Annotated in this window: 19 protein-coding genes and 1 pseudogene; 17 read left to right on the top strand and 3 right to left on the bottom strand. The window is 67.3% G+C overall.

The genetic code is table 11. The features are described 5' to 3' along the window. Nucleotides 1-116: 116 nt before the first annotated feature. The 5 genes from OOZ63_RS24820 to OOZ63_RS24800 all read left to right on the top strand — a co-directional run bounded on the left by OOZ63_RS24820 (nt 117) and on the right by OOZ63_RS24800 (nt 6,738). On the top strand, nt 117-1,760 hold the full coding sequence (locus OOZ63_RS24820; RefSeq protein WP_266008339.1) for a rhamnogalacturonan acetylesterase: 1,644 nt from the start codon (nt 117-119) through the stop codon (nt 1,758-1,760). A 112-nt stretch (nt 1,761-1,872) separates the two neighbouring features. Beyond that, nucleotides 1,873-3,690, top strand: coding sequence for a rhamnogalacturonan lyase B N-terminal domain-containing protein (locus tag OOZ63_RS24815; RefSeq protein WP_266008338.1), 1,818 nt, complete (start codon nt 1,873-1,875; stop codon nt 3,688-3,690). A gap of 34 nt (nt 3,691-3,724) precedes the next feature. Then, nucleotides 3,725-4,399, top strand: a complete 675-nt coding sequence (locus OOZ63_RS24810; protein ID WP_266008337.1) for a PEP-CTERM sorting domain-containing protein — start codon at nt 3,725-3,727, stop codon at nt 4,397-4,399. After that, entirely contained in the window at nt 4,392-6,047 is a 1,656-nt protein-coding gene (locus OOZ63_RS24805; protein ID WP_266008336.1) for a rhamnogalacturonan lyase B N-terminal domain-containing protein, read from the top strand. Before OOZ63_RS24810 ends, OOZ63_RS24805 begins: the two co-directional genes overlap by 8 nt. 163 nt (nt 6,048-6,210) lie before the next feature. Continuing rightward, nucleotides 6,211-6,738 carry a hypothetical protein gene (locus tag OOZ63_RS24800; protein WP_266008335.1) on the top strand — a complete coding sequence of 176 codons (528 nt, stop codon included), beginning with the start codon at nt 6,211-6,213 and terminating at the stop codon, nt 6,736-6,738. A 28-nt stretch (nt 6,739-6,766) separates the two neighbouring features. On the opposite strand, the gene OOZ63_RS24795 is transcribed toward OOZ63_RS24800, so the two are convergent. After that, nucleotides 6,767-6,964, bottom strand: a complete 198-nt coding sequence (locus OOZ63_RS24795) for a hypothetical protein (RefSeq protein ID WP_266008334.1) — start codon at nt 6,962-6,964, stop codon at nt 6,767-6,769. A gap of 72 nt (nt 6,965-7,036) precedes the next feature. Here OOZ63_RS24795 and OOZ63_RS24790 point away from each other — a divergent pair, with 72 nt between their 5' ends. Beyond that, nucleotides 7,037-7,924 carry a LysR family transcriptional regulator gene (locus tag OOZ63_RS24790; RefSeq protein WP_266008333.1) on the top strand — a complete coding sequence of 296 codons (888 nt, stop codon included), beginning with the start codon at nt 7,037-7,039 and terminating at the stop codon, nt 7,922-7,924. 376 nt (nt 7,925-8,300) lie between these two features. Further along, nucleotides 8,301-9,035, top strand: coding sequence for a hypothetical protein (locus OOZ63_RS24785; protein ID WP_266008332.1), 735 nt, complete (start codon nt 8,301-8,303; stop codon nt 9,033-9,035). Between the two features lie 14 nt (nt 9,036-9,049). Here OOZ63_RS24785 and OOZ63_RS24780 read toward each other — a convergent pair whose 3' ends face one another. Further along, entirely contained in the window at nt 9,050-11,275 is a 2,226-nt protein-coding gene (locus OOZ63_RS24780) for a TonB-dependent receptor plug domain-containing protein (RefSeq protein ID WP_266008331.1), read from the bottom strand. Between the two features lie 158 nt (nt 11,276-11,433). Between OOZ63_RS24780 and dgoD the strand changes: the two genes are divergently transcribed. From dgoD to OOZ63_RS24735, 9 genes are all read left to right on the top strand, one after another. Continuing rightward, nucleotides 11,434-12,612 carry a galactonate dehydratase gene (gene dgoD, locus OOZ63_RS24775; protein ID WP_323055786.1) on the top strand — a complete coding sequence of 393 codons (1,179 nt, stop codon included), beginning with the start codon at nt 11,434-11,436 and terminating at the stop codon, nt 12,610-12,612. 11 nt (nt 12,613-12,623) lie between these two features. Next, nucleotides 12,624-13,565, top strand: a complete 942-nt coding sequence (locus tag OOZ63_RS24770) for a 2-dehydro-3-deoxygalactonokinase (RefSeq protein ID WP_266008329.1) — start codon at nt 12,624-12,626, stop codon at nt 13,563-13,565. A gap of 18 nt (nt 13,566-13,583) precedes the next feature. Beyond that, complete coding sequence (locus OOZ63_RS24765; RefSeq protein WP_266008328.1) at nt 13,584-14,216, top strand: 2-dehydro-3-deoxy-6-phosphogalactonate aldolase; 633 nt, start codon at nt 13,584-13,586, stop codon at nt 14,214-14,216. Nucleotides 14,217-14,225: 9 nt separating this feature from the next. Beyond that, on the top strand, nt 14,226-15,167 hold the full coding sequence (locus OOZ63_RS24760; protein ID WP_266008327.1) for an SMP-30/gluconolactonase/LRE family protein: 942 nt from the start codon (nt 14,226-14,228) through the stop codon (nt 15,165-15,167). 11 nt (nt 15,168-15,178) lie between these two features. Further along, a complete protein-coding gene (locus tag OOZ63_RS24755; RefSeq protein ID WP_266008377.1) occupies nt 15,179-16,156 on the top strand; it encodes an arabinose ABC transporter substrate-binding protein in 978 nt (325 codons plus the stop codon). A gap of 8 nt (nt 16,157-16,164) precedes the next feature. Further along, complete coding sequence (gene araG, locus OOZ63_RS24750; RefSeq protein ID WP_266008326.1) at nt 16,165-17,670, top strand: L-arabinose ABC transporter ATP-binding protein AraG; 1,506 nt, start codon at nt 16,165-16,167, stop codon at nt 17,668-17,670. A 30-nt stretch (nt 17,671-17,700) separates the two neighbouring features. Further along, nucleotides 17,701-18,690: an L-arabinose ABC transporter permease AraH gene (gene araH, locus OOZ63_RS24745; RefSeq protein WP_416234782.1), complete on the top strand. Its 990-nt coding sequence runs from the start codon at nt 17,701-17,703 to the stop codon at nt 18,688-18,690. Nucleotides 18,691-18,709: 19 nt separating this feature from the next. Beyond that, on the top strand, nt 18,710-19,483 hold the full coding sequence (locus OOZ63_RS24740; RefSeq protein ID WP_266008325.1) for an SDR family oxidoreductase: 774 nt from the start codon (nt 18,710-18,712) through the stop codon (nt 19,481-19,483). 80 nt (nt 19,484-19,563) lie between these two features. After that, entirely contained in the window at nt 19,564-20,265 is a 702-nt protein-coding gene (locus OOZ63_RS24735; RefSeq protein WP_266008324.1) for a substrate-binding domain-containing protein, read from the top strand. Between the two features lie 16 nt (nt 20,266-20,281). On the opposite strand, the gene OOZ63_RS24730 is transcribed toward OOZ63_RS24735, so the two are convergent. Continuing rightward, the gene (locus tag OOZ63_RS24730; RefSeq protein ID WP_266008323.1) at nt 20,282-21,172 is read right to left on the bottom strand and encodes a LysR family transcriptional regulator; all 891 of its coding nucleotides are present in this window, start codon (nt 21,170-21,172) and stop codon (nt 20,282-20,284) included. 122 nt (nt 21,173-21,294) lie between these two features. Between OOZ63_RS24730 and OOZ63_RS24725 the strand changes: the two are divergent. After that, nucleotides 21,295-21,436: pseudogene (locus tag OOZ63_RS24725) on the top strand (amidohydrolase); the annotation flags it as partial.

Genomic DNA, 21,436 nt, shown 5'->3' with positions numbered 1-21,436 from the left:
CTCTAGCCCCGCCATCGGCCATCGGCCATGGGCCCAGCCCCAGGGCGCACCAATCGCTCATGATCTTGCGCCTTTGCCGGCTGCCGGCACGGCCCCGCTGCACCTAGGATCACGCCATGAGCCTGCCCATCCGCATCCTGTCCATCCTGCTGCTGCTCAGCTCCGTGCTGGGCCTGCAGGGATGTGCGACCGCCCCCCTGCCCGCCGCCGTCAACACGGACCCCGCCACCCGACCCATCGTGCTGCCCACGCCAGCCCGCGTCGAGCTGCCCTCGATCTTCATGATCGGTGACTCGACCGTGCGCAACGGCTTCGACGACGGCCAGGGCCTGGGCGCCGCCGGCCAATGGGGCTGGGGCACGCCGATCGCTGCCCACTTCGACCCGCAGCGCATCAATGTGGTCAACCGCGCGGTCGGCGGACTCAGCAGCCGCACCTACCTCACCAGCGGCCACTGGGAGCGCACGCGCGCGCTGATCAAGCGCGGCGATGTGGTGCTGATGCAGTTCGGCCACAACGACAGCAGCGCCATCAATGACCAGAGCCGCGCGCGCGGCACGATACGCGGCACCGGCGCCGAGAGCCAGTCCATCGTCAACCAACTGACCGGTAAGGAGGAGACGGTCTACAGCTACGGTGCCTATCTGCGCCGCTATGTGGCTGAGATCCGCGCCGCCGGCGCCACGCCGGTGATCTGCTCGCCGGTGCCGCGCAAGCGCTGGGATGAGGCCGGACGCGTGGCACGAAGTGACAAGGCCAGCTATGCGTCCTGGGCCGCCGAGGTCGCCCGTGAGCAGGGTGTGGCCTTTATCGATCTGAACGAGCAGGTAGCGCTGCGCTACGAGCAGCTCGGCCGCGAGGCGGTGATGCAGATGTTCCCGCGCGTGACGCCCGACGAGACAGTGCACACCAACTGGGCCGGCGCGGCGCTGAATGCCGAGCTGGTGGTCCAGGCCTTGAGCCAGCAGCGGCTGCTGAGCCCCAAGGTCTTCGCCGCCCGGCAGGACGAGCGCCCGGTGGTCGATGCACGCCAGCTCACGCGCGCCGCGCCGCGCGACCCCGCCCTGCCTAGCCTCTTCATCGTCGGCGACTCCACGGTGCGCAGTGCCGGCCAGCACGGCGCCTACGGCTGGGGTGAGTTTTTAGAGCCGCTGATCGATACCCGGCGACTCAATGTCGTCAACCACGCGCTGGGCGGCCGCAGCAGCCGCACCTTTCTGAGCGAGGGCCGCTGGGACGCGGTGCTGGGCCAGCTCAAGCCCGGCGACATCGTGCTGATCCAGTTTGGCCACAACGACGGCGGCCGTATCGGCGACCCGGCAGTGAAGGGCCGCGCCTCCGGTGCTGGCACCGGGCCCGAGGTGGTCGAGGACCTGAAGCCCGACGGCAGCCGCGAGCCGGTTCATACCTTCGGCTGGTATCTCGCCCGCTACATCGCCGACGTGCGCGCTCGCGGCGCGCGCGCGGTGATCCTCTCGCCGATACCGCACAAGGACCGCTGGCAAAGCGGCCGCGATTTCGAGAACTTCGCCGCCTGGGGCGCTGAGGTGGCCGGCGCCGGCGGCGCACAGTTCATCGACCTGACGATGCTGATCACCCAGGCCTATCGGAGGGCCGGCCCGGCGGCGGTGGACGGCTTCTTTTCCGACGCTCGAACCCACACCAACGAGGCCGGCGCGCGCTTCAATGCCCAGCGCGTCGTCGAGGGCCTGCAGGCCCTGCCCGGCAGGCCGCTGGCACCGTTTCTGAAGGATGGCTAAACACTCATCAGCATGAGCGCATAGCGCACACAAGCTCCGTTAGATTGGCGACGCCGGCATATCCAAGAAGAAGCAAGCAGTAGCCGGCGCAACACCCATCCCGGAGACAAACATGAAGCACTTCACAAGGGCAGGCTCGGCCCTGGGCGCAGCCCTGGCCGCCTCGCTGGCGGTGATCAGCCCTGGCGCGCTGGCCGCCGTCAGCATCACGACCAGCCACGACGGCGGCAACCCCGCCCGCCCGATCTACACGATAGACACCGATGCCGGCCTGGTGTTCAAGGTGCGCGGGTATGACAACGGGGTCAGCACCCAGTCGGCCGGCGACATCTCCAGCCTGGTCTACCAGGGCGTGCAGTTCCAGGATCAGTCCCGCGGCAGCCAGCTCAACAGCGGCGCCGACTTCCTCTACAAGGGGGTGTCCGCGGTGGCTGTGAAGGCCGAGCTGGTCGATGCCGAGGGCGTGGCCACACCAGCCTCCATCGAGAACGGCGGCGTGGTCAGGGGCGAGGACTACGTCAAGATCACCTTGATCAGCGACAACCTGGCCGGCGGCGTGCTGACCCACTACTACCTGGTCAAGAAGGGCCAGCCTCACATCCATATGGGCACGCACTTCACGGCCGAGCCCGACACGCTGAACCTGGTGCGCTACATCGTACGCGTGCCGATCGCGGCCCTGCCCAACGGCGGCTCCGCCGGCACGCCCGGCGGCCTCAGCGCCGACGGCTACTGGCCCGGCGATCTGCGCGGCAGCAACGGTGCGATCGAGGCCAGCGATGTCTTCGGCTTCGCTGCCACCGATGCGCGCCACGGCCAGAGTCGATCCAAGCACTACAGCAATATGCGGCTGAAGGACTGGCACTACTTCGGTGGCACCGGCAACAAGGTCGGCCTGTGGATGCTACGCGGCAATAACGAGGGCAATTCCGGCGGTCCCTTCTATCGCAGTCTTCTGACCCAGATCACCGCCAGCAACAACGAGCTGACCTACATCGTCAACTACGGCGAAGCTCAGACTGAGCCCTTTCGCTTCAACATCCTCAACAGCTACACGCTGATGTTCACCGACGGCGCGCCGCCGGTGGTGCCCGACACCGGCTGGTTCGACAAGCTAGACCTGGTCGGCTATGTCGCGCCCCAAGCCCGTGGCGCGGTGACGGTGGCAGGACTTGAAGGCCGCAAGCCCGGCATCGCCTACAGCGTCGGCTTCGCCAACACCCACGCGCAGTACTGGGCCGATGCCGATGGCGAGACCGGCGCATTCAGCAGCGTCGGCATGCTGCCGGGCGACTACACGATGAGCATCTTCAAGAACGAGCTCGCAGTGGCCACCCGCCAAGTCAGCGTCGCGGCCAATGCTGAAAAGAGCCTAGGCCCGATCACGCTGGCCGACGACCCCGACGACACACCGGCGCTGTGGCGCATTGGCAGTTGGGACGGTACGCCGGCCGAATTTCTCAACGGCGACAAGCTGACGACCATGCACCCCTCCGATGTACGCATGGCACCCTGGGTCCTGCCCGACTATCGGATCGGCCAGGCCGACCCCGCCAGCGGCTTTGCCGCCTACCAATGGAAAGACGTCAACGGCGCGATCAGTATCCGCTTCACGCTCAGGCGCGGCCAGACCAGGCCGCTAACCCTGCGCATCGGCACGACGACCGAAATGGGTGGCGCGCGGCCGCAGGTCAAGGTCAATGGCTGGACCTCGGCTGTCCCGCCGGCCACGCCCAAAACCACCCGCAATCTGACCGTCGGCACCTATCGCGGCATCAACCGGCTCTACCGCTACGACATCCCCGCCCGCGAGCTGCTGGTGGGCGAGAACGTCGTGACCATCTCTCCGGTCAGCGGCACTGCGGGGCTGCGATTCCTCAGCCCCGGCATCGCCTATGACGCGCTCGATCTGATCGCCACACCGCAGTGACACGCCCACCCGCCAACACCAAGAAGACACCCCCATGAACGCCAAGAACATCTCCCTGATCGCCGCCCTGCTGCTGAGCACCTCGGCGGGCGCCGCCACCGTGCAGACCCTGGGCGCCGGCTCCGCGCTCAGCGGTACTCGCCGGTTGGTCGCCGACTTTGAGGCCAACACCGCGCTGGCCAGCGACTTCCAGCAAGGCGGCCTGCTGTTCAGCTATACCGGTAGCGACAACAACGCCGGCTGCGGCTTCGCTGGCGCCGACTGCGTCGAGCCCGGAGCCGCCTACAGCGCCGCCTTCGTCGGCAACTACATGGCTACCAGCGGCCAGAACGCATTCATCAGCATCCGCTCGCTGGACGGTAGCCTCAAGGCTATCGAGCTGGCGGTGGACTCCGGCTACGCCAGCATCCACGGCTTCTGGCAGACCTTTCGCGACGGCACGCTGGCCGGATCTGGCAACTTCTCGCTGGGCGAAGGCGGCACGGGCGGTTCACTAGGCCTGGCCGACGCCGAGGGCTTCGACGAGCTGCGCTACTTCGCCTTCTCCAGTGCCGGCCGCAGCAGCGGCTTCAGCGCTCCGGCCATCGATAGCATCTACCTCGCCGCCGTGCCCGAGCCTGCCACGGCAGCGCTGTGCCTGCTGGGCCTCGCAGGTCTGGCGGCGGTGGCCCGGCGCCAGCGCAAGCAGGAGGGGCAGCAGCATGCGTAAACAAGAATTGAGCCTGGTCGCAGCGCTGCTGCTGGCGACGGCCGGTGGCGCGCGGGCCGAGTTCGGCCTCAGCGCCGATGCCCTCCACTATACGGTCGACACCGGCGCCGGCCTGGTCTTCAAGCTGCGCCGAACCGACACGGGCGCCAGCATCCAGTCGATCGGCGATATCGCCAGCCTGCGCTACAAAGGCATCGAGCTGCAGGACGCCAACCGCGGCTCGCACATCGCCAGCGGCTTCGACACTATCTACAGCGGCATTAGCGCTGTCAGTCTGGAGGCCACCCAGCCCGACGCCGACACCATCCAGATCGCGGTACGCAGCGGCGGCCTGACGCACTACTATCTGGCCAGGCGTGGTCTACCAATGATTGCGATGGCCACTCATGTAACGGCCCAGCCCACGGTGGGCGAGCTGCGCTGGATCTCGCGGCTGCGCGCTGATCTGCTGACGGGCGTCCCCCCCGAGTCCGATCTGCGCGGCAGCAGCGGCGCGATCGAGAGCTCGGACGTGTTCGGCTTCGCCAGCGGCGCAAACCAGGGCCAGAGCCGCTCCAAGTACTACGGCAACGAGCGCGCGCTGGACTACGGGCTGCGCGGCGTGACCGGCAATGGCGTCGGCGTCTTCATGGCCTATGGCCAGCGCGAGCGCGCCTCCGGCGGCCCCTTCTTCCGCGACATCCAGAACCAGACAGGCACCAATACCGAGCTGTACAACTACATGAACTCGGGCCACAACCAAACTGAGCCCTTTCGGATGGGCTTGCACGGCCCTTATGCACTGCTATTCACCGACGGCAGCACACCGTCCCTGCCCGACCTGGGATGGGTCGATGGCCTGGGTCTGCTCGGCCATGTGTCGGCGCTCGGGCGCGGCGGCGTCACGGTGGCCGGGCTGAGCGGGCGCGATCCGAACCACGTTTATACCGTCGGCTTCGCCAACAGCGCCGCCCAGTACTGGACGAACGCCCATCCGGTGGACGGCAGTTTCAGCCGCAGCGGCATGCTGCCCGGCGACTACACGATGACGGTCTACAAGAACGAGCTGGCCGTGCACAGCCGAAGCGTCACCGTGGCCGCCAACACCAGCTACGCACTGAACCCGCTGAGCATCACCGGCGACCCCAGCGCCACGCCGGCGCTGTGGCGCATCGGCGACTGGGACGGCACCCCGCGCGAGCTGCTCAACGGCGCGCGCCTGACCGGCATGCACCCCTCCGATGTGCGGATGAGCCCCTGGACCGCCCTGCCCTTTGTCGTCGGCCGCGACGCCAGCGCCGCCTTCCCGGCCTATCAATGGAAGGATGTCAACGGCAGGCTGCAGATCCGCTTCATGCTGCGCCGGGGCCAGGTCATGCCATACCGGCTGCGCATCGGCCTGACCGCTGCCTACAACGGTGCCCGGCCCAAGCTGCAGGTCAACGGCTGGGTGTCCGGCAACCCGGCCTCCTCGACCCAGCCGCGCAGCCGCAGCCTGACCATCGGCACCTACCGCGGCAACAACGCCCTCTACCAGTTCGATATCCCGGCCGCCGAGCTGGTCGTGGGCGAGAACCTCGTCACTATCGAAGCCATCAGCGGCACGGCAGGCAGCGGCTTCACCAGCCCCGGCTATGCCATCGATGCGATTGATCTCGTGAGGCCCTGAGGCGGCGCAGCGTCGGGGCTGCTCCTCTAGACTGGTAAGCGAAGGCGGCCCAAGGCGGGCTGCGGATTCGAGCAACAGCATGGGGAACCACGGCATGCCGGCCTTCAATGTCCTGGCTAGTCGGCTCCGGGCGCAGGGCGCGCCCGAGTCGCACATCAATCGCTTGAGCGGACTACTCGCCCTGGCCGAGAGCGAGCCGCGCTGGCTTGCCATCGCACTGGTCGGCTCCTATGCCAAGGGCTGCGGCGACCGGGTCTCGGATCTGGACCTGGTGGCGATCGCAGCCCCGTGGCAGGCCGATGCCGTGCTCCAGACCGCCCGTCAGCTGCTCGGCCAGTCGGCGGTGTTGAACCAGTTCGGCGGCACCCACGCCAGCGGTGGCGCTTTTTGCAAGCTCGTCTATCTGGACTTCTCCAGCCTCGAGCTCCATGTCTTCGAGCCCGGAACGAGATTTCGCTTGAAGCGTCCATATCTGCCGGTCTGGGATCCGAAAGATCTGCTGAAGACCTATGTCATCGACGACGCGCCGATAGGCCCCGAGGACTTCGCCGCCTACGAGTACGGCGATGAAGGGCTGGTCTGGGAGCTGGTTGATTGCATCAAGTGGCTGTCGCGAGGACGCAGCGCGCTGGCGAAGGACTACATCAAGAAGCTGGCGGCTGAGATCGACAGGCGCCAGCTTGGTCGGTGACTGGCCGCGCCTGCGCCACTCAGTGCACTCAACCGCCGTTGGGCGGCACCCTGAAGTTTTCGGCGACTCGCTGTTCGGCCCGCCGCAAAGCCGATGCGGCCTTGTCGGCCCAGGCCTGCAACAGCAAGACCCATCGCTTCAAGGCCCGCTTGTCCAGGATAGTGAACCGGCGCAACGCCGCCCTCGGAAGCGCATCAGCGGCAGGAGATTCGATGTGTTTGACCATGACGGGCGATGCTCGCGTCTGGTCTACCATCTGTAAAGTTGAATCAAATGACTTTCAGATTCACAATTCCTGATGCGTAACCTGAATCTTGACCAGTTGCAGACGCTGATCACCATCGCGGACCTGGGCACCTTCGCCGCCGCAGCGCAGGCGCTCCATCTCGCACCGCCCACGGTCAGCCTGCACATCAAGGAGCTGGAGTCGCGCCTGGATGCCGTCCTGCTGACGCGCGGCAGAAGACATGCCGAGCTGACCCAGGCCGGCGATGCCCTGGTCAAGGAGGGACGCAAGCTGCTGGCTGCCAGCGACGATCTGATGGAGCTGGTTCGGCGCCGGGCCTCCGGCCGCGAGGGCATCGTCCGGATCGGCGCGTCGGCCGGCGTGAGCACGCGCTTGTTGCCGCTGATGCTGGAGGCCTTGACGCGGCGCAATCCAGGCGTGGAAGTGCGGCTGGAGGCGCTGGGGTCGGCCGAAGCCATGCGCCGCCTGAAGGCCGGCAGCCTCGATATTGGCATCGTCGCAAGCCCCCAGCCGCCCGTCGCCGAGGTCCGCTTGATCGCGTGGAGAAACGATCCCATGGTGGTGCTGTTGCCCGCCTCCTGGCAGGCACCCGAGCTCGTCACGCCGCAATGGTTGGCCGGGCACCGCTGGGCTTCTTTCGCCCCGGCCACGCAGATGCACGGCCTCATCGCGGCCTGGTTTGCGCAGGCGGGTCTCCACCCGCGACCCTTTCTGACCATGAGCTATCCCGGGGCCTTGAAAAGTCTGGCCATTGCCAGCCAGTGCGCGGCCCTTCTGCCTCTGGAAGAGGTGCAAGACCAGCAGCACGCACTGGGCGTGCAAGTGCGCCATCTATCCCCGCAGGTCATGCGGCCGATGGCCGTCGCGCATCGAAGCACCCCGGCGCCGACCATGGCGGTCGCCAGCGTGTTGCAGACGCTCGCCGAGTTTGCCAACTGAACTGCCGCCACGACTGCGCCCGCCTCAATGGGTGATTGCCGGCGCGCCGAGGCAGCCGGGATACTGGCCGACCCAAATGCCCTGCGGACTCTGTTGAGCCGGGTTGGACATCGGAGAGCGCATCCATGCATCAGATCCACGTCGGAAGGCCTGGCCGATGAAGTCACTCACTCTCGCCCAAGCCCTAGTCGTTGCGGCCACGTTGGCCGCAACGCTCGGCGCGGGGTTATGGTCCTTTGGCGATGGCGCTAGCACCCTGCCCTCAGCAACTGCCTCACATAACGCCGAACGGGCAATTGCGATCGCGCCAGCTAGCGCGCGAGCGGCCGAATCGCCCGCGAGCCCAGACGCATTGGCGCAAGGACACTCGCCAGCAGTGGCGCCGAAAAATGAACTGGCGCAACAGTACTTTAGTCGCCACTCCTTCCCGGTGCTCGCGCAGCAAGCGCTGATCTCCAGATCCGCGCGGGACCTGAAGTACGCCAGCCTCTACATGAGGCGCTGCCTGCTCTTGCCCACCTCATTGCCTTCGAATGCAACGGCAAAGGGCAGCACTGCAGCTGTTGCCGCGCACGAGAAGCGACTGGATGCCATGCGAGCTTTTTGCGGACACATGACCGCGCAAACAGCAGACCGAAACCTCATGCATGCGATTGGAAAGGCCGATGAGGCGGTCCGACGCGCACAGCCGCTGATCGATTCACTCGCATCACTGAAATCGTCCCCGGAGCTCAGGGCGGAGATGGACAAGCAGGATGCAGAACTTGTTGCCGAATTCTTGGTCAATCTGCCGCCGCCAGCCAAAAAGGCCTGGCTGCATGACCCAAGTCCCCTGCCTTCGAAGACAGCGCTGGCATCGTGGCAACACCTGGTCATCTTTGATACGGCAGTTCTATCGGCTGTCTGCCTTCGCTGGCGTTGCGACACAGAGTACCGCATGTTGCTGCTGTGCTCGCAGCTCGAGGCCTGTGCCGAGCACACGGTGCAAGAACAATTGCAGAACACGGCAATGCTAGCCCTCCCCAGCCATAGCAAGGCAGAGCGCCTGGCGATCTGGGCGGCCGCGCTGCGCGGGGCCGAGCGGGCGCTCGATGCGCTCAGCATGCCGTAAAGCCCACCAAGCACTCAATACCTCACCACCCAACTCGCACTCACCGCCCGTAGCGTCTCCCGCCGGCTGCTGCTTTCGGCGAAGAAACCGTCCAGGTCTTCGACGCTGCTTGCGCTGCTGCTGTCGGGCGCCAGCAGATTGACGACGCCGATGCGCAGCTGGCTGCTGCGGTCCAGACGCCAGTTAGCGAAGGCGTCCAAGGTGCGCAGGCCGCTGCGGCGGACCTGCTGGCGGTCGGTCTGGCGGGTCGTGTAGCTCGGTTGCAGCACCAAGCTGGCGCCGACGTTCCAGCCGCTGCGGCCGAGACGCGCATCAAAGCCCAGATTGGCCGACCAGGGCGGCTGGGCTTCCAGACGGTTATCGGGGCCCTCGACCTGTTCGACCCGGCTGCGGTAGACGTTCCACGCGCCGCGCAGCTGCACGCCGCTGTCGCGTTCAAACCAGGTCGGCAGCCAGTGCTCGGCCGCACCCTTGATCTCCAGCTCTAGACCACGGCTGAGGGCGCGGCCAAGATTGACCGGCCTTGACACCCAGCGCGGCACGTTGACGACATCGGGGGCCGGCGCATCTTCCAGCGCGATGCGCTGGCGGATCAGCTGGTCGATACGGCGAAAGAACACGCCGACACTCAGCACCCCGCCACCGGCCGGGTAGTGCTCGAAAGCCAGATCCAGCCCGCTCGCCAGCTCAGGGCGCAGGCGCGGATTACCGGCACGGTCGGCCGCTATCGGGGTGTTGCTGACATCGCGCTCGTAGTTGCCGTTGAGCACATAGCGGCCGGCCAGCAGAGCCAGATCGGGTGGCTTGAAACTGCGCGTGAGGCTGGCGCGGATCTGGTCGCGGCCCTTGGGGTCGAAGCGGAAGTTCAGGTGCAGGGTCGGTGCGCTGACTTGCGTGCGGTTGTCAATCTCATGGCTGCCATCGCTGCTGCGGGTGCGCAGCCGCTCCAGCCGCAGGCCTGGCAGCAGCGACCACTGCGGGCCTATCACCCACTCGTCCTGCAGGAACAAGGCGCTGCGCTCGATGTCGGCGGAAAACGGCCGGCCAGTCGCGCTGTCCAGGCGCTCGATGCCGAAGTCCCAGACCCGGCGCAGCTCCTCGCGCCGACGGGTCTCGTGGTCCAAGCCCATCGCCAGGCTGTGCGCCTGGCCGACGGGCAGGTTCAGCCGAGCGCCCAGCGCGCCGCGCGTCTCACCAAAAGCAACCAGGGTCTCGCGCTGTACCCGCTCCCCGCCGTCACGTCCCCGGGCGGTGTAGCGGCCCAGGCCCTCGCGCTCAGTGTCATGCCAGGAGGACTTCAGCTCGATCTTGCCGCCCTCGGCCAGCCGGTGCTGCCACTGGCCGTTCAGCCGCAACACCTCGCTGCGGCTGCGGCCTTGCGAGGCATCGGCCACCGTGGCCCAGGGCGTGCCCAGCAGGCTCGCATAGCTACGCGCACCCTCATTGCGCGACTCAACGCGCTGGACAAAGGCCCCCAGATTGAACGTGTCGAACTCGCCGAGCTTCCACTGCAGGCGCGGCGCGAGCTGGGCGCTGCCGCTGCGGTTCTCGTCGCGGGCGGCCATCGTTTGCGACTGCAGCTCGCCAGAGCGGCTGCGCGAGCTGCGCTCGGTCAAGCTGTCGCTACCCTGGGCCGTGCGCGACAGCGTCAGCGGCAACACATAGGACAGGCCGCCGACGCGATCGCCCCATTGCAGCGCAGTGCTGCCACCAGGCTGGACCGCACGATAGTTGATGCTGCTGCGCCACTCGCGCTGCAAGCTGCGCGGCGGCTCGCGCAGCACCACATTGATGGTTCCGGCCACGCCGCTGAACTCGGCAGTCGCGCCCTTGAGCACCTCGATGCGCTCCACGTCGGCCGGGGCGAGGCTGTCCAGGGAGAAGCCCGGCGGTGCCGGCTCGCCATTGATCAAGACCTGCGTGTAGCCGCCTCCCAGGCCACGCAGGCGCGGTGCGCCGTTGTCCATCGAGACGCCGGGCAGGCGTTTGAGCACATCGGTGACATCGATGTCCCCCTGGCGATCCAGCTCCTCGCGCCCATAAATTGCTTTTGCGATCGATTCATGGCGGCGCGCTCCCTCGCCGTTGTCGGCCGCGCCGCTCAGCTCGACTCTTGGCATCGTACTGACCGCCGCCGCCGAGGCGGCCTTGGCCGGCGCGGCGGGCACCGGCTGAGCCCAGGGCGCGCCGTGCAGCAGCAAGAACAACCAAGCGCCGTGCTTAAACCAGCTTCTCGTCAATGGATACCCTTGATCGCCCACGTCGCCTGCGGGCGCAGTGACGCGCGATCTTAATGGGCTGCGAGCGGCAGCAACAGTCGATCGGATGAGCGTTTGGGCGAGCAGCGAAAAGCGCAGAAACACGATCGTTTGGCGCCGCTCCTGAGCCATAAGCTGCGATCCCACATCACCGCCGAGCAATGCGCCCGATGAAGATCACCAAGCTAACGACCTACCGTCTGCCACCGCGCTGGATGCTGCTGAAGGTCGAGACCGATGCCGGCATCAGCGGCTGGGGCGAACCGGTCATCGAAGGCAAGGCCCGCACCGTCGAGACTGCGGTGCAGGAGTTCGAGCCCTATCTAGTAGGCCAGGATCCTGCACGCATCAACGATCTTTGGCAGGTGATGTATCGAGGCGGCTTCTACCGCGGAGGCGCCATCCTCATGAGTGCGATTGCCGGCATCGACCAGGCGCTGTGGGACATCAAGGGCAAGGCGCTGGGGATGCCCGTCTACCAGCTGCTAGGCGGCCTGGTACGCGACAGGATGAAGGTCTATTCCTGGGTCGGCGGCGACCGCCCGGCCGACGTGATCGCCGACATCCGACGCCTGCGCGAGGGCGGCTTCGACACCTTCAAAATGAACGGCAGCGAGGAGATGGGCCTGATCGCAAACGCCGCGACGGTAGACGCAGCCGTGGCCCGGATCGCTGAGATCCGCGCCGCCTTTGGCATGGAGATCGAGTTCGGCATCGACTTCCACGGTCGCATCGGCGCACCGATGGCCAAGGTCATGCTGCGCGAGCTGGAGCCCTACCGTCCGCTGTTCGTCGAGGAGCCCGTGCTGGCCGAACAGGACGAGTGCTATGCCCGCCTGGCCCAGCACACGGCCATCCCACTAGCCGCCGGTGAGCGCATGTACTCGCGCTTCGAGTTCAAGCGAGTGTTCCAGGCCGGGGGACTGGCCATCGTCCAGCCCGACCTCTCGCATGCCGGCGGCATCAGCGAGTGTCTGAAGATCGCGGGCATGGCCGAGGCCCATGACGTGGCGCTGGCCCCGCACTGCCCACTCGGCCCGGTGGCGCTGGCCGCCTGCCTGGCCCTGGACTTCGTTTCGCACAACGCGGTGCTGCAAGAACAGAGCATGGGCATCCATTACAACAAGGGCGGCGAGCTACTGGACTATGTGGTCAACCGCGAGGATTTCCACATCGAGGGCGGCTACATCCGCCCGCTGCCCAAGCCAGGACTGGGAGTGGTGATCGACGAGGCCCGCGTGATCGAAGCCAGCCGCAACGCGCCCGACTGGCGTAACCCGCTGTGGAGGCATGCCGATGGCAGCCTGGCGGAGTGGTGAGGATCCAGACCATGAGCGAGACAGCGCGCCTGATCGGACTGGACTGGGGTAGCTCCAGCCTGCGGGCGACGCTGATCAGCGCACAGGGTCATGTCTTGAGCAGCCGGCAGTCGGCTCAGGGCGCATCGACGCTGGCCGGCGGACCGGCGGCTTTCTGCGCCGCGCTCGACGCCCTGATCGCTGACTGGATGACCGCCCACCCAGCACTGCCAATGCTGGCCTGCGGCATGGTGGGCAGCCAGCATGGCTGGCGCGAGGCACCCTATGTACCCTGCCCTTGCGACCCAGCGGCGCTGGCCGCGCAGATGGTCGCGGTGGAGATCGGATCGGGTCGGCGGCTGCTGATCGTGCCCGGTCTGGTGTACCAGCCCGAGGGCCTGCCACCCGATGTGATGCGCGGCGAGGAGACCCAGCTGATCGGCGCGCTGGACCCTGATCTGGCTGAGGCCTGCATGATCCTGCCCGGCACCCATGCGAAGTGGGTGGCGCTGCGCGAGTCGGGGGTACACGGCTTTGCGACCCAGATGAGCGGCGAGCTGTTCGCGCTGCTGCGCCAACACTCGGTGCTGGGCCGGCTGATGCCGACCGAGGCGGGCCTGCCTGACCGAGCCGGCTTTGCCGAAGGCGTCCGGGCCGCGCGCGATCACGGCGAGCTGGGCCTGGCCCACCAGCTGTTTGCGGTGCGCACGCTGGGCCTGCTGCAGCGCCTGCCAGCCAGCGGCCTGGCCGACTATCTATCGGGCCTGCTGATCGGCCATGAGCTGCGCGCCGGCCTGGCTTGGCGCGCGAGGGCCGGCCTGGCCGCCGCGCCGCTTGTCCTGGTCGGCGAGCCGGCGCTATGCCAGCGCTACGAATGGGCGCTGCAGGACTTCGATCAAGCGCTTGATGCGGCGCTGGGCAACACCGCAGCGGCCGGGCTGTGGCGTCTGGCCCTGGCCGCCGGCCTGGTCTGAGCACGACAAGGGAGAGCTATGAGCAGCACCACGGATTTCGACCGCGCATTCGCCACCCTGCCCCTGGTGGCCATCCTGCGCGGGGTGCGCCCCGAGGAGGTCGAGGGCATTGCACTGGGGCTCTACGAGCAGGGCTTTCGCCTGATCGAGGTGCCGCTGAACTCGCCGCAGGCGCTGGACTCGATCGGCCGCCTGGCCCGCTGCCTGCCCGCCGATGCGCTGCTTGGCGCGGGCACCGTGCTGGGAGCGGCGGCGGCGCTGCGCGTCGGCGAGGCCGGCGGCCGACTGATCGTGATGCCACATGCCGACACTTCGGTGATCGCGGCCGCCAAGGCCGCCGGCCTGTTTTGCGTGCCCGGCGCGGCCACACCGACCGAAGCCCTGGCGTGCGCGGCCGCCGGTGCCGATGCGCTGAAGCTGTTCCCGGCCGAACTGGTGACGCCAACAGTACTCAAGGCCATGCGCGCCGTGCTGCGACCTGAGCTGCGATTGCTGCCAGTCGGTGGCGTCACGCCGGTGGCCATGTTGGCCTACCGGCGCGCCGGTGCTGCCGGCTTCGGCTTGGGCTCGGCCCTGTATGCGCCAGGCATGACGGCGGCAGCGGTCGCCGCGCGGGCCGGCGAGTTCGTCAAGGCCTGGCGCAGCCTCTAAGGCCCCGCGATGGACAGTATTCAGCCCTCCGCCAGCCTGGCCCTGGCTCAGCAGGCCGTGCTCGGAGAGTGCCTGCAATGGCATGGGCCTTCGCAGCGCTGGTGGTGGACCGATATCGAGGCGGCGCGCCTGCATGCCTGGACCCCGGGCAGCGAGGCCACGCTGAGCTGCGCGCTGCCAGATCGCATGGGCTGCTTTGCCCATACTCGCTCAGGCGGCCTTATCGCGGGCTTGGCCCAGGGGCTGAGCTTGGGCCGGCTCGACGATTTGCAGGCAGTTGGCGCGGCGGACATCGCGCTGCAGCCGCTGGTGACGGTCGAGGCCGACGAGCCGCGCACCCGCATCAACGACGGCCGCTGCGACCGGCGCGGCCAACTGGTATTCGGCACCATGCACGAAGGACCACAGCGCGAAGCCATCGGCAGCTTCTACCAATACTCGCTGCGCCACGGTCTACGCCGGCTGGCACTGCCGACCGTGGCGATCGCCAACAGCATCTGCTTCAGCCCGGACGGCGGCACGCTGTACTTCTGCGACACGCGGAGCCAACTGATCCAGCATTGCGACTACGACGCCGACAGCGCCTCGGTCTCCCAAATCCGGCCCTTCGCACGCATGGTCGATCCCGGCGGCTGGCCCGACGGCTCAGTGATAGACGTCGAGGGCTGCCTATGGAACGCGCAATGGGGCGTCGGTCGGATTGCCCGCTACGCACCCGACGGCCGCTTGCTGCAAAGCGTCAGCGTGCCGGTGGCCCATACCAGCTGCCCGGCACTAGGCGGCGAGTGCGGCGATCAGCTGATGGTGACGACCGCGCGCCAGGAACTGAGCCCCGCACAGCTGGCAGCGATGCCGCTGTCCGGCAGCCTGTTCGGCCTGCGGCTGGCACAAGACCTGGCCCTGGCCGATGAACTATTCGACGACAGACCACAAGAGGAGACACCAAAATGAAGAACACGATGATGCCGCGGCGCGGCGCGCTGGCCCTGCTGATCGCACTCTCCGGCCTGGCCCAGGCGCAGAGCGCCGAGCCGGTCAAGATCGGGTTTCTGGTGAAGCAGGCCGAATCGCCATGGTTCCAGGACGAGTGGCGTCACGCAGAGCAGGCGGCCAAGGAGAAGGGGTTCACGCTGATCAAGATCGGCATCCCCAACGGCGAGAAGATGATGGCCGCAATCGACAATCTGGCGGCCCAGAAGGCGCAGGGCTTCATCATCTGCGCGCCCGATGTGAAGCTGGGCACGGCGGTTGAGCGGGCCGCGCGCCGTCATCAGCTCAAGGTGATGTCCGTGGACGACCAGCTGGTGGACGGCAAAGGCCAGCCCATCGCCAGCATCCCGCATATGGGCATCTCGGCGTACGAGATCGGCAAGCAGGTCGGCCAGGGCCTGGTCGACGAGGCCAGGGCGCGCGGCTGGAAGCTGACCGAGCTCGGCGCGCTGCGCATGGCCTTCGACCAGTTGCCCACCGCACGTGAGCGCACCCGGGGCGCGCTCGATGTGCTCAAGGCCGCCGGCCTGCCGGCCGTCAATGTGGTCGATGCTCCGCAGGCCAAGAGCGACACAGAGAGCGCCTTCAACGCCGCCAATATCGCGTTCACCAAGCACGGCCAGTTCAAACGCTGGCTAGCCTTCGGCATGAATGACGATGCGGTTTTGGGCGCCGTGCGCGCCGGCGAGGGCCGCGGATTTCGGCAGGACACGATGCTGGCCATCGGCATCGACGGCAGCCAAACAGCGCTCAACGAGTTTGCCAAGCCTGCAGCCACCGCCTTTCACGGCACCGTGCTGATCAGCCCCAAGCGCCATGGCTACGAAACCGCGCTGAATATGCATGCCTGGATCAGCACCGCGAAGGCGCCGGCGATGGTCACGCTGACCAGCGGCATGCTGATGACGCGTGCCAACCAGGCCGAGGTCCGCGCCCAGATGGGCTTGTGAGCCCGGGGATGACGGTCACGCCCTCGCTGCAGTTCGAGCAGCTCAGCAAACGCTTTCCCGGCGTCACCGCGCTGGGCGGCGTCAGTTTCACGGCCCATGCCGGCCAGGTCCACGGCCTGCTCGGCGAAAACGGCGCCGGCAAGTCCACCTTGCTGAAGATTCTCGGCGGCCAACACCGGCCGGACGGCGGCCGCCTGCTCCTGAACGGCCGCGAGTGCCGCTTCGGCTCGGCCGCCGACGCCATCGCCAGCGGTATCGCGGTGATCCACCAGGAGCTGCAATACGTGCCGGAGCTGACCGTCACCGAGAACATGCTGCTGGGCCGGCTGCCCAAGCGCCTAGGTCTGTTCGTCGACCGCCGAAGTGCCCGTGCGCTGGTAGCCGCCCGACTGGCCGAGATCGGTGCCGACCTGGACCCCGACGCAAGGCTCGCGGACCTCTCGATCGCGCAGCGCCAGATGGCCGAGATCTGCAAGGCCGTGCTGCAGGACGCCCAGGTGCTGGCCTTCGACGAGCCAACCAGCAGCCTCTCTCACCGCGAGAGCGAAGTTTTGTTCCGCCTGGTGCGCCGGCTGCGCGCGGCAGGCAAGACCTTGATCTATATCTCTCACCGGCTGGAGGAGCTATATGCGCTGTGCGATGCCTGCACTATCTTGCGCGACGGCCGCAAGGTGGCCACCCACCCGGTGATGGCCGAGGTGCCGCGCGACGCCTTGATCAGCGATATGGTCGGCCGCGAGCTCAGCGACATCTACGACTACCGGGCGCGCCCGCTGGGTCCGCCACGGCTGCAGGTGCGCGGCCTGCGGGGCAGGAATCTGGCCGAGCCGCTGGACTTCGAGATGTGTGGCGGCGAGGTTCTGGGCTTCTTCGGCCTGGTCGGCGCCGGTCGCAGCGAGCTGATGCGGCTGATCTATGGTGCCGATGCTCGCGCAGGGGGTCAGGTCTTGCTCGACGGCCTGCCGGTACCTGGCAGCGGGCCGGCGGCTGCGATACGCGCCGGCATCGTGCTGTGCCCGGAAGACCGCAAGGAGCAGGGCATCCTGGCCCAATCCTCGGTGGCCGAGAACATCAATATCAGCTGCCGCCGCCACAACCTGCGCGGCGGCCTCTTTCTGCGCCATCGCCAGGAGGCCGAACGGGCCGATGCCTTCATCGCACGGCTGCGCATCAAGACGCCGAGCCGCCAGCAGGAGATCCGTCTGCTTTCGGGAGGCAATCAGCAGAAGGTGATCCTGGCGCGCTGGCTGGCCGAGCCGGGGCTCAAGCTGCTGATCCTCGACGAGCCCACGCGAGGCATCGATGTCGGCGCCAAGAACGAGATCTACCGCCTGATCCACGAAGTGGCCGAGAGCGGCTGCTGCGTCATCGTAGTGTCCAGCGAGCTGCCCGAGGTGCTGGGCGTCGCCGACCGGCTGATCGTGATGCGCGAAGGCCGTATCAGCGGCGAGCTTTCGCGCGCCCAGGCCAGCGAGACCGCCGTGCTGCGCCTGGCCCTGCCCGACCTGGGCTGAACCGATAGCGAGACAAGAAAGACAAGATCGATGAACACATCTACGGTCACCTCCCCCGCGCTGGACAGCGCCAGCCGGCCCAGACGGCGCAGCCGAGCGCTGCTGAGCGAGCACAGCATGACGCTTGGGTATCTTCTGCTGTTCGCAGTGCTGGCCTTGAGCGTCGAGAACTTCTTCTCAGCTGCCAACATCGTCGGCCTGATGCTCTCGGTTGCACAGATCGGCATGGTGGCCTGCACGATGATGCTGTGCTTGGCCTCGCGCGATTTCGACCTGTCGGTCGGTTCGACCATCGCCTTCGCCGGCGTGCTGGGCGCCATCATCCTGGAGCACAGCGGCAGTGCCCTGCTGGCGGTAGTCGGCAGCCTGCTGGCCGGCGCGCTGATCGGCGCCGGCAACGGCGTACTGATCGCCTACCTGCGCGTCAACGCGCTGATCGCAACGCTGGCGACCATGCTGATGGTGCGCGGCTTGGCCTTCATAGTCTCGCAAGGCCAGGCGGTGGGCATTGCCAATGAGGGCTTCATCGCCTTCGGCGACAGCCGCGTCTTCGGCCTGCCGCTGCCGGTGCTGGTGACGGCCGGCTGCTTCCTGGTCTTCGGTCTGCTGCTCAACCACACGGTGTTCGGCCGCAACACGCTGGCCATCGGCGGCAACCCCGAGGCGGCGCGCCTGGCCGGTGTCGGCGTCGAGCGCCTGCGCGTATGGATCTTCATGTTGCAGGGCCTGGTGACGGCGATGGCCGGCCTAATCCTGGCCTCACGCATCACCAGCGGCCAACCGAACGCGGCGCAGGGCTTCGAGCTCGATGTGATCTCAGCCTGCGTGCTGGGCGGCGTCTCGCTGGCCGGTGGGCGAGCGCGCATCTTCGGCGTGCTGATCGGTGTGCTGATCATGGGCACGGTCGAGAACGTAATGAACCTGCTGAATGTCGACGCCTTCTACCAGTATCTGGTGCGCGGCCTGATCCTGCTGGCCGCCGTGCTGCTGGACCAGTTGAAGTCGCGCAGCAGCCAGTAAGTGCAACAACGGAGCCCCCATGAGCAAGAGACTGCAGGACAAGGTCGCCATCGTCACCGGCTCGACGTTGGGCATTGGCCGGGCCATCGCGAGGCTGTTCCTCGCCGAAGGCGCGCGCGTAGTCATCAACAGCCATCGCGACGATGCGGCGGCCGCCGCTATTCGGGAGGAGCTGGCCGGCGAGCATTGCCTCTTCGTCCATGCCGATGTCGCTGATGCGGCGGCGGTCGACGCGATGGTCGCGAAGACCTTGGCGCGCTTCGGCCGGCTCGATATCCTGATCAACAACGCTGGCATGAATGTGTTCGCCGATCCACTGGCAATGACACGCGAGCAATGGCAGCACTGCTTCGCGGTCGATCTAGACGGCGCCTGGCACTGCGCCCGCGCCTCGCTGCCGGCCATGCTTGCCCAAGGCAGCGGCAGCATCGTCAACGTCGCCTCGGTGCACGGCCACCAGATCATCCCCGGCTGCTTCCCCTACCCAGTGGCCAAGCATGCGCTGCTAGGCCTGAGCAAAGCGCTGGGCATCGAGTACGCCGGGCGCGGCGTGCGCGTCAACTCAATATCGCCGGGCTTCATCATGACCGAGTCCAATGAGGCCTGGCTGTCCAGCTTTCCCGACCCCGCGGCAGAACGCCAGCGCCAGGCCGCGCTGCTGCCAGTCAAGCGCCTGGGCGAGCCTGAGGAGGTGGCCTACACCGCTTTGTTCCTGGCCAGCGACGAGGCCCGCTTCATCACCGCGGCCGACATCGTGATCGACGGAGGGCGCAGCCAGCTCTATCACGAGTAAGTTCCCGCCATGCCGGATACGCATAGCAGCTAGCAATGCCGAAGGCTTGCTTGCGGCCGGGGCCTGGGGAGAATGCGCCCATGACTTCTCCATCCTTGCGTGGCATCTCCTCGATGGCCACCCGGCAATTGCTGGCCGATCTCGGGCAGCTCTACACCCGGGTCAGTGGACTGCGGCTCGATTGGCTCTCGGTGGGTGGCGTCGATGCTGCACGACAGGTGCACGCTGGTGAGTACTTTGACGTCGTCGTGCTGGCCGCCGAAGCCATCGACGCGCTGATCGCGTCAGGACATTTGCGTGCCGACAGCCGGCGTGCGCTGGCGGATTCCAGCGTGGCCATCGCGGTGGCGGCCGGCGCCACCCGGCCCGACATTGACTCGGAGGCGGCGCTGCAGCACGTGCTACTGTCCTCCCAGCGCATTGGCTACTCCACCGGCCCCAGCGGCAGCGCGCTGCTGCGCCTGTTCGAGCGCTGGCAGCTGTCAGCAAGCCTAGGCCCCCGGCTGGTCCAGGCTCGGCCCGGCGTACCGGTAGGCCGGCTGATCGCGGACGGCCAGGTGGATATCGGTTTTCAGCAACTCAGCGAGCTGTCGGGGCTAGACGGCGTTGCCGTGCTGGGCGGTCTGCCACCCGGGCTGGAGATCCGCACCACCTTTGTCGGCGCCGTCACCGTCAAGGCCAAGCAGGCCGAAGCAGCCGGCGGGCTGCTCGACTTCATTGCTGCACCCGAGCAGGCCGCGTTGAAACAGCGACACGGCATGGAGCCCCCCGCGAGGGCCTGACGCTTACCTCGGCGGCTCAGGTCTCGCCGGCTTGGCAGAGCTGCTTGAGCATGGCCGCCGCGCGGAGATGTAGCGCGTCGCGCCGGCGCTGCGCGCTCCAGGCCATGCACAAGATGCTGCTGATGCTGGGCTCGACTATGGTGGCCAAGGTCAACTCCCCAGGACTGGTTCCCGCAGCCACCGCGCTGCCGGTCAGCGCGGCATGGCCGTGGCCGCGGCGCACCATATCCAGAATCGTCGGTACGCTGGACACCTCCCAGGCGATGTGCAGCTTCAGGCCGGCCAGCATGGCCTGGGTCTCCATCAGGCGGCGGAAGCTGTGGCCCCATTGCGGCATCACCAGCGGGAGGCCGGCAACCTCGGCCAGGCTCACCTCGGCCCGGTGGACAAGGTCCGGTGGTCCGACCAGGCAGAGCTTCTCTTCCAGCACCGGTTCCTGCTCCAGATTCGGATGCGGCTCGGGGTTGTAAACCAGGCCCAAATCGACCCGCCCGGCACTCAGCCACTCGCCGATGTGCGAGGAAAATCCCTCAACGACGGCCAGCTTGGCGCGTGGCATCTCACGCTGGAAGCGTTCGATCAGCTGCACCGTGATGCGACGGGCCAGGCTGGGCGGCAGGCCGATGACGATCTGGCCGACCGGCTCGCCGCGCAAGGCGCCCAACTCCTGGCGCGCTTCCTGCATCAATTTAAGGATCTCGCGGCCACGCGCCAACAACTGGCGCCCCGGCTCGGTCAACGCGACACCGCGGCCATTGCGCAACAGCAGGGTCTCCCTGAGCTCCACCTCCAGTGCCCGCACCTGACGGCTCAGCGCCGGCTGGGTCATGCCCAGCAGATCGGCCGCACGGCTGAAGCTGCCGGTATTGGCGACTTGCACGAAGTACTCAATTTGCTTGATGTCCACACACCGATTCTGCCCCAGCCCCGTCGAGCCATTACGAACAGGCATAGCAGCTAGCCACCAAGCGCCCTAGGACAAGAGCGGACCAGTTCCCAGAATGCGACCCAGCAGACAAAGGACCATTGATGATCATCGACGTACACGGCCACTACACCACGGCGCCGGCCGCACTCGGCGCCTGGCGCGATCTGCAGATCGCCGGCCTGATGGCGCCGGGCAAGGCGCCCAAGGCCAGCGATCTCAAGATCAGCGACGACGAACTGCGCG

Origin of the sequence: Paucibacter sp. PLA-PC-4 (assembly GCF_026241155.1) — a bacterium.
Classification (GTDB): Bacteria; Pseudomonadota; Gammaproteobacteria; order Burkholderiales; family Burkholderiaceae_C; genus Roseateles_E.
The sequence above is the reverse complement of the archived record's forward strand: the minus strand, read 5'-3'. Positions and strand labels throughout refer to the sequence as shown.

Coding starts and splice junctions, on each gene's coding strand:
- OOZ63_RS24820 (WP_266008339.1), top strand. CDS start 117: ATGAGCCTGCCCATCCGCATCCTGTCCATCCTGCTGCTGCTCAGCTCC.
- OOZ63_RS24815 (WP_266008338.1), top strand. CDS start 1,873: ATGAAGCACTTCACAAGGGCAGGCTCGGCCCTGGGCGCAGCCCTGGCC.
- OOZ63_RS24810 (WP_266008337.1), top strand. CDS start 3,725: ATGAACGCCAAGAACATCTCCCTGATCGCCGCCCTGCTGCTGAGCACC.
- OOZ63_RS24805 (WP_266008336.1), top strand. CDS start 4,392: ATGCGTAAACAAGAATTGAGCCTGGTCGCAGCGCTGCTGCTGGCGACG.
- OOZ63_RS24795 (WP_266008334.1), bottom strand. CDS start 6,964: ATGGTCAAACACATCGAATCTCCTGCCGCTGATGCGCTTCCGAGGGCG.
- OOZ63_RS24790 (WP_266008333.1), top strand. CDS start 7,037: ATGCGTAACCTGAATCTTGACCAGTTGCAGACGCTGATCACCATCGCG.
- OOZ63_RS24770 (WP_266008329.1), top strand. CDS start 12,624: ATGAGCGAGACAGCGCGCCTGATCGGACTGGACTGGGGTAGCTCCAGC.
- OOZ63_RS24765 (WP_266008328.1), top strand. CDS start 13,584: ATGAGCAGCACCACGGATTTCGACCGCGCATTCGCCACCCTGCCCCTG.
- OOZ63_RS24760 (WP_266008327.1), top strand. CDS start 14,226: ATGGACAGTATTCAGCCCTCCGCCAGCCTGGCCCTGGCTCAGCAGGCC.
- OOZ63_RS24755 (WP_266008377.1), top strand. CDS start 15,179: ATGCCGCGGCGCGGCGCGCTGGCCCTGCTGATCGCACTCTCCGGCCTG.
- araG (WP_266008326.1), top strand. CDS start 16,165: ATGACGGTCACGCCCTCGCTGCAGTTCGAGCAGCTCAGCAAACGCTTT.
- araH (WP_416234782.1), top strand. CDS start 17,701: ATGAACACATCTACGGTCACCTCCCCCGCGCTGGACAGCGCCAGCCGG.
- OOZ63_RS24740 (WP_266008325.1), top strand. CDS start 18,710: ATGAGCAAGAGACTGCAGGACAAGGTCGCCATCGTCACCGGCTCGACG.
- OOZ63_RS24735 (WP_266008324.1), top strand. CDS start 19,564: ATGACTTCTCCATCCTTGCGTGGCATCTCCTCGATGGCCACCCGGCAA.